The organism is Desulfonatronovibrio magnus, from assembly GCF_000934755.1.
Lineage (GTDB): Bacteria > Desulfobacterota > Desulfovibrionia > Desulfovibrionales > Desulfonatronovibrionaceae > Desulfonatronovibrio > Desulfonatronovibrio magnus.
Window position 1 is genome coordinate 1 of the sequence record NZ_JYNP01000062.1, and the last position, 12,313, is coordinate 12,313.

At 45.7% G+C, this 12,313-nt stretch carries 15 protein-coding genes; all 15 read right to left on the reverse strand.

Annotation, left to right across the window (positions count from 1 at the left end; genetic code table 11):
• A partial coding sequence (locus LZ23_RS07890; RefSeq protein ID WP_045213080.1) for an Rpn family recombination-promoting nuclease/putative transposase occupies positions 1-207 on the reverse strand: 207 nt, incomplete at its 3' end.
• Positions 208-333: 126 nt separating this feature from the next.
• Positions 334-1,386, reverse strand: coding sequence for a PDDEXK family nuclease (locus LZ23_RS07895; protein ID WP_045213082.1), 1,053 nt, complete (start codon positions 1,384-1,386; stop codon positions 334-336).
• A 74-nt stretch (positions 1,387-1,460) separates the two neighbouring features.
• Entirely contained in the window at positions 1,461-1,736 is a 276-nt protein-coding gene (locus LZ23_RS07900; RefSeq protein ID WP_008869836.1) for a helix-turn-helix domain-containing protein, read from the reverse strand.
• Complete coding sequence (locus LZ23_RS07905; RefSeq protein WP_045213126.1) at positions 1,729-2,088, reverse strand: type II toxin-antitoxin system RelE/ParE family toxin; 360 nt, start codon at positions 2,086-2,088, stop codon at positions 1,729-1,731. The genes LZ23_RS07900 and LZ23_RS07905 overlap by 8 nt, the downstream gene beginning before the upstream one ends.
• 205 nt (positions 2,089-2,293) lie before the next feature.
• Complete coding sequence (locus tag LZ23_RS25475; RefSeq protein WP_353740097.1) at positions 2,294-2,632, reverse strand: toxin-antitoxin system TumE family protein; 339 nt, start codon at positions 2,630-2,632, stop codon at positions 2,294-2,296.
• A 32-nt stretch (positions 2,633-2,664) separates the two neighbouring features.
• Positions 2,665-2,952, reverse strand: a complete 288-nt coding sequence (locus tag LZ23_RS07915; protein ID WP_045213087.1) for a hypothetical protein — start codon at positions 2,950-2,952, stop codon at positions 2,665-2,667.
• Positions 2,953-3,350: 398 nt separating this feature from the next.
• Complete coding sequence (locus tag LZ23_RS07920) at positions 3,351-4,550, reverse strand: ATP-binding protein (protein ID WP_045213089.1); 1,200 nt, start codon at positions 4,548-4,550, stop codon at positions 3,351-3,353.
• A gap of 306 nt (positions 4,551-4,856) precedes the next feature.
• Positions 4,857-5,324 carry a PDDEXK family nuclease gene (locus LZ23_RS07925; RefSeq protein WP_052507218.1) on the reverse strand — a complete coding sequence of 156 codons (468 nt, stop codon included), beginning with the start codon at positions 5,322-5,324 and terminating at the stop codon, positions 4,857-4,859.
• A gap of 769 nt (positions 5,325-6,093) precedes the next feature.
• Positions 6,094-6,819 (reverse strand): hypothetical protein, encoded by a 726-nt coding sequence (locus tag LZ23_RS07935; protein WP_045213092.1) that lies wholly within the window; start codon positions 6,817-6,819, stop codon positions 6,094-6,096.
• Positions 6,820-6,972: 153 nt separating this feature from the next.
• Positions 6,973-7,956: an MlaD family protein gene (locus tag LZ23_RS07940; protein ID WP_045213094.1), complete on the reverse strand. Its 984-nt coding sequence runs from the start codon at positions 7,954-7,956 to the stop codon at positions 6,973-6,975.
• Positions 7,957-8,413: 457 nt separating this feature from the next.
• Positions 8,414-8,926, reverse strand: coding sequence for a hypothetical protein (locus LZ23_RS07945; RefSeq protein ID WP_045213096.1), 513 nt, complete (start codon positions 8,924-8,926; stop codon positions 8,414-8,416).
• Positions 8,920-9,723 carry an MlaE family ABC transporter permease gene (locus LZ23_RS07950; protein WP_084590948.1) on the reverse strand — a complete coding sequence of 268 codons (804 nt, stop codon included), beginning with the start codon at positions 9,721-9,723 and terminating at the stop codon, positions 8,920-8,922. Before LZ23_RS07950 ends, LZ23_RS07945 begins: the two co-directional genes overlap by 7 nt.
• A 606-nt stretch (positions 9,724-10,329) precedes the next feature.
• Positions 10,330-10,578, reverse strand: a complete 249-nt coding sequence (locus tag LZ23_RS07955; RefSeq protein ID WP_045213100.1) for a hypothetical protein — start codon at positions 10,576-10,578, stop codon at positions 10,330-10,332.
• Positions 10,579-11,372: 794 nt separating this feature from the next.
• Positions 11,373-11,768, reverse strand: a complete 396-nt coding sequence (locus LZ23_RS07960) for a type II toxin-antitoxin system PemK/MazF family toxin (protein WP_045213101.1) — start codon at positions 11,766-11,768, stop codon at positions 11,373-11,375.
• Positions 11,769-11,779: 11 nt separating this feature from the next.
• On the reverse strand, positions 11,780-12,031 hold the full coding sequence (locus LZ23_RS07965; RefSeq protein WP_045213103.1) for an AbrB/MazE/SpoVT family DNA-binding domain-containing protein: 252 nt from the start codon (positions 12,029-12,031) through the stop codon (positions 11,780-11,782).
• Positions 12,032-12,313 lie beyond the last annotated feature (282 nt).

Below are 12,313 nucleotides of genomic sequence, written 5' to 3' on the forward strand. Positions count from 1 at the left end.
GAACTGGAGGGACATAACCAGGTCGGTCAGGTTCTCCTTAAGCTCATCGCTTACAAAAGATTTGGAGGATACTTCCAGGGTATCCAGGTCCAGCTGTGATGTTATCTTTTCTGGAAGATAATAGCGGATAAAATCCCTGGCATAGACCTCCCGGCCCAGGATGTTCTTTACAAAGCTGTCGTGTGCCTTTGGTACTTTCTTGCTCATGCATTAATTTCTTAATTCTTTTTGGGAGAGTAAGCAAGTCCATATTAAGGTTTTGATCTAAAAACATATCCCATAATGCAACTCAAAGAACCTGTCCCCAGTTTCGTTCTTTCTTGTTCGGCATTATCATTGTTTCAATCCATGTTGCTTCAAGGTCTTCTCGACACTCTCGCACCACTGGACAAGACTGTCGATCTCCGGCTCTGTCAGGGGGCGGCTGATCTGGCACTTCAGGTCCCGACCCGCAGGGACAAAGAGACCTGTTGCATCTGCCTGCTTCCACAGGGCTCGAATCTCATCCTCTGGCACCGCTGATTTCTTTTCGACCCCGCCACGGTCACGCAAAGTTGTCCGTAACGTTTGCTTGTATACGGAATCAGGCGGATAGACAAAACACACGGCAACGTGTGTTCCGTCAATATCCACATTCAGAGAGAAGCCCTTTGTTCCCCAATGGATCGGCATGGCTCTGGACTTCGCAAGTTCCAGTATCCTGGCGAAAACGGCTTTGCCGTTTTCGTCAACGGAGGCAAGGAAGGCATCCTCGGTGACAACGGGTAAAGAACCGGATGACACTTGCTTCGGCTTCTCGGATTCCGTTCCAACGACGATCTCTTGAGAAAGCAGACGGGTTCCCCCGTCTGCCCGAAAAAACGTAAACTCTACGCATGTGACCCGAAGTCCCTTGGAACAGAGGAAGGCGGCTGTTTGCCGGATTTCGGGTGTGACACGCTGGCCAACGATAACAATACGTTGATCCTTGTTGAAAGCGATGGCTTCGTCGGCACCCAGCTTGAAATACTCCCGGTGGTGTTCTGCGAGACTTAGGGATTCGTCGTTCAGGTAAGACCTCAGAATTTCTTCAAGCTGAGCGGTGTCCAACCGCTCAGCAAAGGATGCATATTCAAGGGACTGGGCGATCGTATCGCGCGGTGTTCGATCACGCTTCAACTCGATCACCACAACATCGCCCTCTCGGTCAACTCCAAGTAGATCGATGAATCCGCCAAGATTCGTAACGATTTGACGTCCGATGATGAGAATACGGCTGTCTTCGACAATCCCGTCGGGGTTGGATTCAAGCCAGTCCTCAAGGATGGACTCTTCATGCTCGACCTGAAAAGGCGTTTGCAGGTATTCACTGAAGCGACCATCATTCTGTACGCCGAAGACTCTCATATTATTCTCTCTTGCCGAACGACAAGCTAACCAGCCGGCCTTGCCGGTCTGGTTGAGCGCCTGGTCCGCTGTGGTCAGGCTACTTTTAGATGAAGATTTTTCCCTACTGCTTGAGCATAATTCACTAAAGTTGAAAGCCGGATATCCTCAGCATGATTTTCAATTCTAGAAATAGCTGATTTTTTGGTATTTAATATAGAGGCAACCTGTTCTTGAGTGAGTCCTGCTTCAAGACGTGCCTGCTTCAAGAGGACACCAATCTTAAATTGCTCATATCCTTTATCAAAGTTCTCTCCAAAACTGGGGCTTTTCTTTTTTCTTTTCTCAATATATTTATCTAAATCATCCATTAGCCTTCCCCCTCCTGCTAAAATATTCTTTCTTACGCTTTTCTGCTAATTCAATTTCCTTTTTAGGCGTTTTTTGGCTTTTCTTTTGGAATGAGTTTGTCAAAATTATCAACTCGTTTCCAAAGAAGAAGCCAAGCAAACGAAAAGTGTTTTTTCCAACATCAATACGAACTTCCCAAATATCATCCGTATTTACCAGTTTTTTAAAATACTTAGATGGAACACGGTCAATTTCTTGGATTAATTTCAATACCCATGTCACTTTCATAACTTGCGCATCTGTCAGGTTATCCAGATGATCTTCAACAGGGCAATTCCCAGACACTGAACGATAGAATTCAATGCTTTTCATTAATTTAAAGTACACATATATGTTAACATTATCAAGAAGATTTATTGTTTTGTAGGCAGCGAACGAAAAGCTCACTCTTACATCTATGTTTTTGGCCCAAAAAAGGCATCCTAAGGCAATTTTTAAGGCCCTATAGAGGTCTTTTGCTCAATTAGTTCAATGGCTTGGTTACCGACCCCCATAAGCCTACAGCTTTGATGTTTAATCATCGTGTAATCATGTCCTCTATTTCATTCAGAACCAGGGACAGGGAAGGTTGTATCGACTCAACGACCAAATTGTCTTGGATATGTTTGTGGTGAGGATATGTCTTGATATTTGAGTGATGAGGGGCCATATCATATCGAAAAATCAAATTTTCCTTGCTGTCTTGATAATGATAAGAATACTTGTAAATATTTATTCCGGTCATGACGTTAACAAATTCTATAAAATAAAGAGATGAATCATTAATAAAAGTTATTTTGCCTTCTATAAACCCAATATACAGAGAACGTTGATCTTTAACCAACGTACTTTCAAGGATGTACGGACATTCTTGCACATCAGATTCAAGAACTTGAAAATATTCTGTTATTAGCAAACTCTGGTTTCCTGAAGTGTCAGATAATCCTGTTCAAGCTGTTTCAGGGTCTCATACTCTCCAGCCCAGCGAATGAACTTTATATCATCTCCAAGTTCACCTCTGGAATATTTCCTGTAAAAACCTTCTGTATCCATTTTAAATTCTTCCTCAAGCTCTTGGAGTTTTCTTCTAGTTTTTTTGATTCCATACTTTAAAATATTCAACTGATTTTCAATGGCCAGCCTAATCAGTGATATCAGGTTCTGGTCATTTTTTGGCTGTATTGTAATCTGCTGCATAAATTGTTGTCCTTTTGATTTATCACACTTGAAAAATAACAGAAACTCTCTTCACTGTTTGTATAATATCATGGATGTCAATTTGCAAGGTCTGATTTAAAAAATGGCAGGTGCCTCCCGGAACTAATTTTAGACATTTCCAGGCGTTTTTCAGAGCCATTTTATAGTCAACTTAATGAACCTGCTCCTTATGTTGTGAGTTTGTATTTATAGAAAGCCCCGCACTTTTTTTCGGGGGCAAGGGCAGGGATAGGCGGCCAGACATAGGTCAGACGTCGGGCAGGTTGTCGGGCCAGGCTTGCGCACCATGCAGAATGTAAATAGGAGCCTGTCCCTTTGATTTTTAATTGTTCCAATCAGTTTCAGCCTGGTGGGCAGGAAAAATTTCATGAGTAAGTCTAAACAAAAAGTGATCTGAGGTCACACCTGAAGAAATCAGTCAAATCCAGCCCGTCCGGGCCGATGACCCAGACCCTGGTCTCAGGCCGGCGTTTTAAAAAACTGCCCAGGCCGGAATGTGTGCGGCCCATAATTGAAGTCTTTACCTCCAGAGCTGCCAGCCTGTTTCCCTTCCTGAGCACAAAGTCCACCTCTTTATTTCTGTCGCGCCAATAATATACATGAATATCCAGGTCTTCGCCCTGGTTGATGACATGAGCGCCAACAGCGACTTCCACCAGTCGTCCCCAGCGTCTGCTGTCGGTCAGCCAGTCTTCGGGATCCATGCCGGATTGCGAGGTAACCAGCGCGGAATTCCTGGGCATCCATTTGGGGCTGGAAGCCCTGGTTCTGATTTTAGTCCCGTGCCATTTCTGCAGTCCCTTGAGCAGCCAGGCCCCTTCCAGTAAATACTGATAATGGGCCAGAGTGGTGGTATTGCCGGCATCATGCAGCTGTCCGAGTAATTTTTGATAAGATACTACCTGACCGGCGTAATCACAGCACAGAGCATACAGCTGGCGCAGGAGGGCGGGTTTCTCAACCCGGTGCAGAAGAAGAATATCCTTGCCAATGGCTGTCTCCACCAGGGACTGCTGAACATAATCAGCCCAGCGCTGCCATTCCCGGATCAGGGAAGCTGCGCCTGGATATCCGCCATACAGGATATAAGTCTTCAAGTCCCAGCCAAAGCATTGCTTCATTTCCTGAAACGACCAGTGAGGCATGCGCAACAGTTCAAACCGGCCGGCCAGGCTTTCAGTCAACCCGGATTGAATCTGCAGGGAAGAGGAGCCGCACAGGACTAGATGGAGGTATTTATCCTCATATCTGTTCATATCCCAAAGCTTTTTGATCTGATCCGACCAGCGCGAAACTTTCTGGATTTCGTCCAGGACCAGCAAAGTCGGCTTCTGTTCAGCAGAAGACTTCAGGCGGGCTGTATTCCAGGACTGCTCGATCCAATCCCTGCCGGGAGGAGCGGGAGCATCAGCCGAGACATAGACTGTGGGACCCTGCCATTCCCGGCAGGCCTGCAAAACTGCCGTGCTTTTGCCTGTCTGTCTGGGCCCGAGAACCACCTGGATCAATGGCCTGCTTTCCTGAAGGCGGCTGATTAGTGTGTTTGTTTTATATCTTTTGAAATCAGGAAGTTGCATGCTCATTTTCCATTTACTCAGTATAATGAGTAAAAATACTCAAGAATTCAAGCAAATGTCAAAGGGAATTATCAACCTTATAAACAAGACTGGAAAAGCTGATCCTCCAGAAAATAATATATGAGCAAACTCTGCAGGAAATTAATGACGGAAAAATTGGTTCATCCGGTTTTCACCCGGCACTTTAGTCCCTGACCAGGCCCAGATACTGAATGCTCCCGGCAAAATACAAAGTGGGGTACTACAGGTTACTTGGCAGTATTATGCTGTTATCAATGGATTTTTTAAGGAAATTTGCTTTCAGGTCTAAAAGTAGAGTTTGAACCATTTTCCAGACTTAAGTTTACACATCGCGTCAAACGCGAAATGTAAACATAAGGGCTTTTTGCAGCGATTCTCAAACTGACTTCTCACTTCGTCGCTTGGCCAGTACAAAAGAGCATTGGCCGCGTAGTCCAGCATCTGTCCGACAACCTCCCTGCGAATTCGGGTGTCACTGCTGCGCTTGACTTCAACAAGTGTTGGGATGCCATCCTGATCAAGAAAAAGATGATCAAGAGACCATCTGCCGGATCCCTCTTCACGGTCCGGGATGGGCATTTCCCGGGCTATGAGAAGCCAGCGGCGTGGCGTGGCTGCGTCTACCTGATCGCCGGCCAGCAATGTGGGATATCGTTCAAGAAAACTCTGGAGATGATCTTCTTTGGCGTAAGGTTGATGGGTCATTTCAACGAGAGTATCATCGTTTTGAATGATGAATATTGATCCGGGCATACTGACCTCCCGTGGTATGTAGCTGTTATTATTCCAGGTCGCTGATGACCTCTGCCAGGGCGAATATACGCCTGCTTCCTCCGGGAGCGTATAAAAAAAGAGGTCACTTATGCGAATCCCAGGCATTCTTTCTTTGCGAAATCCGATACGATTTTCTTCATACCCATGGGTAATGTGCCGGACGTGCTCCGGAAAAAAGCAGCAAAAGGCTACGGAAATTTGTGGCCTGTTTTAAAAGAAAAACCTTGGAACAGCGATCTTGATGTCAAAATGGCTGTTCCAAGACTGAAAATCAAGCACTTTTATACAATTTGCATCGATTATTCAATAATTTGGCCAGGTCCGACCCTAATCATCACAGTTGAACCCGGAAATCAAGGCTTCAAAACCCTTCGGCTTTTGCAGATACAAAGTCTGTGGTTCGTGTCTCTCTGGGAAAAGCCCCAGGTGACCGGCCGGATAGTAACACCTTGGAATGGGAGAGTTTTGATCCCAGGGAGTTCAAAAACTAATCATTAATCATTTTAAATTCTTACGCATAGATCTGGGCGGTATCGAAGGCAGAAATTGTCTGTAAGCCACAAAATTGAGCATTTCTCGAGGTGGAATGCAATAATAACACCATGTTGCTGGTCTCAGAGACCTGGATCTACAAGGCGTAAAGTGTTAACCTTATTCCCGGATTTTGTTCGAATTTTTACTGCAACGTCACAGCTAGGATTATTCAATTAATAGCCCTGTCCCTTACAAAGCAGACTGGCAAATAAAATCAAAAATCTTCAAATACTCCTGGACACACATGTATCTGTTTCTGAAGCAAATCAATTCTTTTTTCAATGGACTGCCTGTCCTGATCAGAACTGGCCATGCTTTTCCGCAATTTCCAGTCCTCAATCAGAAAAACAATCCACCCCTGCCGGGCATCAATGTCCCGGGCGGTCGACACTAATTCTTCGGCCAGGTCAGGCTGATCTGCGCACAAAGCTGCCCGGGCGGCTTTTCGCGCGTATACCGATGCAAAAAGCGGATCATCTTCGGATTTCAGTTCATTTTTTAAAATAGAAAACTGCTCATTCTTCATCAAATCAAGGTAATGCTGATCCTTTTTGGATACGCTCAAGCCGGTTGATTCTTGCTTTCCATAAGCACATTCTGGGTCCAGGGAAGCCAGTTCATCCGCTCTTTCAAGCAATTCCGGCAGATCAACATTGGAGTAGGATCTCAGCTTATAGGCTAAAATATAATTTCTGGCTGCACCGCAGAAATCATCCTGGGCCAAAAAATTGCCAATGCTCCTTTCAAAAGCCACCTCAGCATCACACCATCTTCCATGCAGATAGGCATTGACAAAATCCTGGCGTTGGACAACTGCCAGACGCACACTGTCCGCAGGAGGATAGACCGGCCTGGCCCGACCTGAACAGCCAGCAAGAATTGTCGATAAAACACCCGTCAGAATGAAAAAAGCACAAATTTTTACCAGAAAATCATTCATACACATACAGTTTGTTGCAAAGCGTTGTTTGATGGTCACTTTCAACACAAGTTACAAAAAAATTGCCTGCTAAAGCCCCTAATGGGAGATTCCCTTGTAGCCGAAATTGCCTCGCTTTGATCGCAAAGACAAAACACCTTGGCTTGGTGATGATTAGGGCAGTGGATAATCAAGGTCCAGATCTCTTTCCGGCCTGGACAGAGGCCAGGTTTCTGATAAACGATACATAAGCTCCGTACCCAGTCTCATGGTGTACTCACCTTCCTGCCTGAGTTTGTGCAGGTCTTTTCCTGCCCTTTTCAATTCAAAGGTGAACTCTGAAACATTGACGATGATCGGACTCAAATCCTCTCTGATGCCCTTGAATTCAATGACCAGTTCTCTGGCATCTCTGGTGATGCCCAGAAGCTCCTCCTCCAGGGGCTGGATTCCGTCCACAACTACAAGCCCGCTCTCAAGCAGGCTGTCTATGGTGAGCATCATTTCATCCACTCTGGACAGGATGCTGTCCAATTTCTGCACTGGATTCGGGTCTTCAACCAGATAGTGAATCAGGCCTTCACTATGATTGATCCTGGTTGTAGCCTGTTCGAGGTTGGCCAGGATGGTCTGAACCTGGCCGTGCCCGGCCAGCAATTGATCAGTAATGTCCTTGATATTGGAAACAATGGCCTTTAAATCGTCTATGACCGGCTGGGCCTGCTCAATAAGCTCAGTCAATCCTCCAATCTTGTCCAACCTGATCCGGCTATTGGCCTCAAGTACTTGGGCGTCATCACTTCCGGGCAAGAGCTTAAGATAAGGCTTGCCGATAATCCCTTCCTGATCGAGGATGATCTCGGCGTCTTCCACCATCCAGCGCTGGTATCTCTTAAGTATCCTTATTTCAATGGTCACAAAGTCCACAGCATCCAGGGTAACATTCTCAACCTGGCCTATTCTGAAACCGGAAAGCCGCACTGGAATACCCGGCTCAATTTTTTCACCTGTATCACTGATTACGTAATAGGTCACTCTTTCGGCAAAAAGTTCCTTTTGCAGGCCGATGTAGATAAACACTGAAACCAGCGCAACCAGGAACAGAATAACCAACAGGCCCGCCTTGAACTCTATGTTTTTATAGCCGTTTCCTTCCATAATTTTCTGATATTTCCAATTTAGCTCGACCCATAAAGATCTTTAGCAACAAGCACGGTCATGTAGTATCATTTTAAAATTTACTTCAGGCTAAACCGAGATAAGGTTTTAATCTTTGAAGGGCTTTTGTGGAATCCGCTTTTCTCGTCGGCAAGAACACATGCCGGCCCGGGTAAAGAGTGTCGAACCTGCCTGGAAATGTAAAATAGTCTTGGTCAACTGCAATCTGTAAAGATTAAGGTAACAGTTTAGCCATTTGCATGTGGCACGGGGACTGGCTCTCCCAGCCCTTGTTTTACTAGGTCTGTTTCTTACATCAAAAAAAACAAGGGCTGGGGTGCCTGTCCCCTGCTTTCTTTAAAAAAGGACTAAACTGTTACAGATTAAGAATGTTCATAATCCGTGTAATACTTGGACCCAGACACGTCTGGACAAGCATGTCTTAGCAAAAACAAGTTTACTGCCTGAACAGCACCTTTTTCAGGCCCAGGGAAGCATACTCCGCCTGATCCTGATCAAGGCAGGACACCCACATCCTGACCGGCAATGCCCCGGTAATGATGGCATTCTTGACTGTTTCCGCCCTGTTTGCGCCTGGCTTGCCCATAAACACTATGTTGTTTCCAGAGGCTATGCACCTGAGCAGCATGGCCAGGAGCAACTTTTCATCAGGCAAATGCCTGACGGTCTTCCACAAGTAATTGCCAAGACCCAGAACCCTGACATATTCACTGATTCTTTTCCGGGCACGTTCAATGGAAATATTTTGATGATAAACATTGCCCAGAACAATATTCTCGATTGTACTCAAAGCGGACAAAAACGGAAACTCGTCACTGATTATTCCGATATGTCCTTGAGACTGAACAATCAGATTCTGCAGCAGGCTATCCTGGCCGGCTGAATCGCATATTAACAAAAGGTCAGCCTTCTCCAGAAACAGGTCACTTATGGTTGACTTGACTACCATAGGTATCCCAAAGCAAAGATCAGTTCAATAACGATCATTAGTCCTATGACATGCATAAGCCCCTGAATAAGTCTGATCGGTATCTCGGTCAATGAATGATTAACGCTCATGCCCTTTTGGATACAGATGGATGCGACTGCCATGCACATAAGAAGCGGCTTGAAAAAGGCCACAAAAAAAGTTTCCAGGTCCATGGCCGCGCTTAACAGTACAATATAGCTGGCAAAAGTAAGATCGTGCAGGTACCCGAGAATCAGAAATCCTCCGAGCATGGACACCATTCCGAAAATCATGGTCAGACATGGCCCGGCAAAGGCAAAAGCCAGGACTATGGGCATCAACAAGTACCGGTCAGGGTGAATATTCAGATAGTTCAGGGTGTTCAGTTCTTTGTTGACTTTCATCAGAGCAACGTCTGAAACTACCCTGGAGCCAGCTTTGAAAAGAACAATCAAGGTACAGACTATCGGGCCTATTTCGTGCAGATTGATGATGACGATGAACTCACCCACGAACTCATAGGCCCCGAACCGGGTCAGAAAAGATATCAGATAGGTAACCACTATGGCCCCGATGATCAGGGCTGCAAGCACAGTTGCCGGGATGGATCTGTAGGCGGTATGGAACACCTCCCTGAAAAAAACATGGGCCACAGCCCTGTTGAAAAACGATAGTCTGAAAAAGGCTGCGCCTGCACTGATCAGGATCGACCATGCCTGAATATATGTCTGAAGGCTGTCCAGAACACCACGACCCAGCCTGGAAATAAAACTGACGCTCATCAATAAAGTCTTCATTTGTTTCAAGCTAATGAAAAGAGAGAAAAAGACTGGTTGCTCGACTCTTTCTGCATGATTTGTTTACGCGGTTTGCTAACAAAATCCATGGGACACGCCGGACATCGAAAAAATCTCCTCAGGCATTGATACAGGAGAATTTGACAGCTCATGAGGCAGAATTTACATTTTATTATCAAAGAGATTGGGAGGCTGTCCTTCCAGAAAATGATACCGGTTTTCGGACGCGGCGCATTCAAGGAACAATACAACCTGTCATTACAGCCTAAATATTTTCCATGGTTATCGGGGAACTAAATGAAATCAATAAACAATTATAAGAACACCGGCGAAGATCATCAGCATCCATCCAAAAAATCAGATTGTCAATTATAAACATAATGTCCCTTAGTTCTCTCCTGTCCTCTGTTCTATGGAACATGAAAAATGAAGATTCTTGCTTACCCTGCCCTGTTCTGACATAAATTATTGTCTCCTGGTAAGAGAAACCGGGCTGAATGGAAAATCAAGGCCGCTTTTTACCCAAATCACGTACTACGTAAAACCGGTAAAAGAGCCTTAATTTACTCATCTCTCGTAACACATAAAAGCAGTAAAGACGGTTATTCAGCGGATAAACCACTGATCCAGATGGCCCGAATATTTAAGAATAAAGGCCCTGCCCTCTTCCGACCTGACCCGGAAGTAATCAATGACCGGCTGCTCTGGATCAACTCCTCCTTCATACCAGCGGTCAACTATCTCCGCTACTTCCAGCCTTGCGCCCTGAAAGACAAAGGCCACCGGGTATTCATTGGCCTTATGTCCGCTACGGCACTCAACCTGGGTTTTTTCGAATTCAGTTTTTGACGGCAATGTCTTTGCTCTCCAGCATATATCAAAACAAACCTCAAGACTTTCCAGGGACTGTTTTACGATTGTTTAACCGGAAATATCAGCCCGCTGACCTGCTCCGACCCCTATGTAAGAAAAGCGACTCTTTTTGGGAATGGCAATCTTAAAACAGCGATTCTGATATTAAAATGGCCGTTCTAAGACTGAAAATCAAGCACTTTAATACAATTTGCATCGATTATTCAATAATTTGGCCAGGTCCGACCCTGGATTCGATATAACCAGGAAATCAAGGCTTCAAAACCCTTCGGCTTTTGCAGATACAAAGCCTGCGGTTCGTGCCCCTCTGGGAAAAGCCCCAGGTGACCGGTCGGAAAGTAACGCCTTGCAATGGGAGAGTTTTGATCCTTTGAAGCTTAAAAATTAATTATTTTGAATGCTTATACATAGATCCGGGCGGTATCCAAGACAAAAGTTGTCTGCAAGCCTCAAAATTGACCATTTCTCGAGGTGAAATACAGTAATAACAACACGTTGCTGGTCTCAGAGACCTGGATCTACAAGTAGAATGCCTTTATTGGGGTCAAAAACATAGATGTAATCAAATTATGCCCAGAGCCATCAGATATTTATTGCCTGATCATGTGTGGCATACCCTGTGTGGCATACCCCGTTGAAATGCTGCCTTGCAGCCCAGCTCTGCTGGATTTCACTGGATTAATCCTGATATTTGAGTATGATGGTTTGGTCCCCCCAAAACGCTCGTAATCAGTGAAAACTTACTGAATCATTCATGGCCGGTTGAGGACACATCATCACATGTTCAACTGGATGATCTGGTTCAGGCGCAGGCAGGCATCACGAAATAGCGGATTCTTCAATTTTCCCAGGGGATGTGGTTTCGCCCCGCACAATCGCCAGTCGAATGATTTGGGCTGATGACACAGGATATAGCTTGTTTTACTCCCTTTGCGCCGTGCAGCACTACCAACGGCAACGGCAAATGGATTGTCGGCGTTGTATTCAGCCGTAGTCATGGGCAGGCCAATGACCAGGGAGGTCCTGGCGTTAAAAACCCTGGGAGAAAGGACAAGGAAGGGATGCACATCGCGCATTTCCCGTCCTACCTGGGGATTGCAGTCAATCCAGATGATGTCCTGCCTCCGTGGCGTCCATGATTTTTCCTGGACGCTTGTCCCAGAAGGCTCCATAGCTTTGACCTCTACCACCGTTCCGCACCGATTGCCGGCAGGGCCATGGCTTCCCCCCGGTGACGTTCAGGGTCGAACAGGGCCAGACGCTGTTCAAGGCTGAACTCGTTTTCCGGCAACGGGGATATGATTACCTGCTGATCTTCCACCCGCACGGATACATGCTGATCCAGCCGCAGACCAGCTGCCTTGACCACGGCGGAAGGCAGTCGTACTCCCAGACTGTTGCCCCATTTTTTGATTCCCAAAACAGCTTCAGACATTATGACCTCCCGAGTAAAAAAGTTTCAACATTTGTTTAAACATTTTGGGCTAACCCGTCAAGGTTCTTCGTTCGGGGTCGGACCTAACCAAGCTATTGAACTAATTGATTAAAGGGCAACTCAAAGAACCTGTCCCAGTTTCTTCTATTTTATGTTCACAGTCTATGCATGCAAAAGTATTGTTCATGACCTGCTCCTTAAATTTTGTGCTGTTCTTTTTCCCGTGGAGCGGTGTCCACTTTGCCCATGTAATATGAACCAAACTTGATCCTCTTCATACCG

What these genes read in the sequence shown, in the direction of transcription:
- LZ23_RS07920 (WP_045213089.1), bottom strand. Translation starts at nt 4,550, where the DNA reads ATGCAACTTCCTGATTTCAAAAGATATAAAACAAACACACTAATCAGC.
- LZ23_RS07935 (WP_045213092.1), bottom strand. Translation starts at nt 6,819, where the DNA reads ATGAATGATTTTCTGGTAAAAATTTGTGCTTTTTTCATTCTGACGGGT.
- LZ23_RS07960 (WP_045213101.1), bottom strand. Translation starts at nt 11,768, where the DNA reads ATGGAGCCTTCTGGGACAAGCGTCCAGGAAAAATCATGGACGCCACGG.
- LZ23_RS07950 (WP_084590948.1), bottom strand. Translation starts at nt 9,723, where the DNA reads ATGAAGACTTTATTGATGAGCGTCAGTTTTATTTCCAGGCTGGGTCGT.
- LZ23_RS07940 (WP_045213094.1), bottom strand. Translation starts at nt 7,956, where the DNA reads ATGGAAGGAAACGGCTATAAAAACATAGAGTTCAAGGCGGGCCTGTTG.
- LZ23_RS07905 (WP_045213126.1), bottom strand. Translation starts at nt 2,088, where the DNA reads ATGAAAAGCATTGAATTCTATCGTTCAGTGTCTGGGAATTGCCCTGTT.
- LZ23_RS07925 (WP_052507218.1), bottom strand. Translation starts at nt 5,324, where the DNA reads ATGCCCGGATCAATATTCATCATTCAAAACGATGATACTCTCGTTGAA.
- LZ23_RS07900 (WP_008869836.1), bottom strand. Translation starts at nt 1,736, where the DNA reads ATGGATGATTTAGATAAATATATTGAGAAAAGAAAAAAGAAAAGCCCC.
- LZ23_RS07895 (WP_045213082.1), bottom strand. Translation starts at nt 1,386, where the DNA reads ATGAGAGTCTTCGGCGTACAGAATGATGGTCGCTTCAGTGAATACCTG.
- LZ23_RS07945 (WP_045213096.1), bottom strand. Translation starts at nt 8,926, where the DNA reads ATGGTAGTCAAGTCAACCATAAGTGACCTGTTTCTGGAGAAGGCTGAC.
- LZ23_RS07965 (WP_045213103.1), bottom strand. Translation starts at nt 12,031, where the DNA reads ATGTCTGAAGCTGTTTTGGGAATCAAAAAATGGGGCAACAGTCTGGGA.
- LZ23_RS07915 (WP_045213087.1), bottom strand. Translation starts at nt 2,952, where the DNA reads ATGCAGCAGATTACAATACAGCCAAAAAATGACCAGAACCTGATATCA.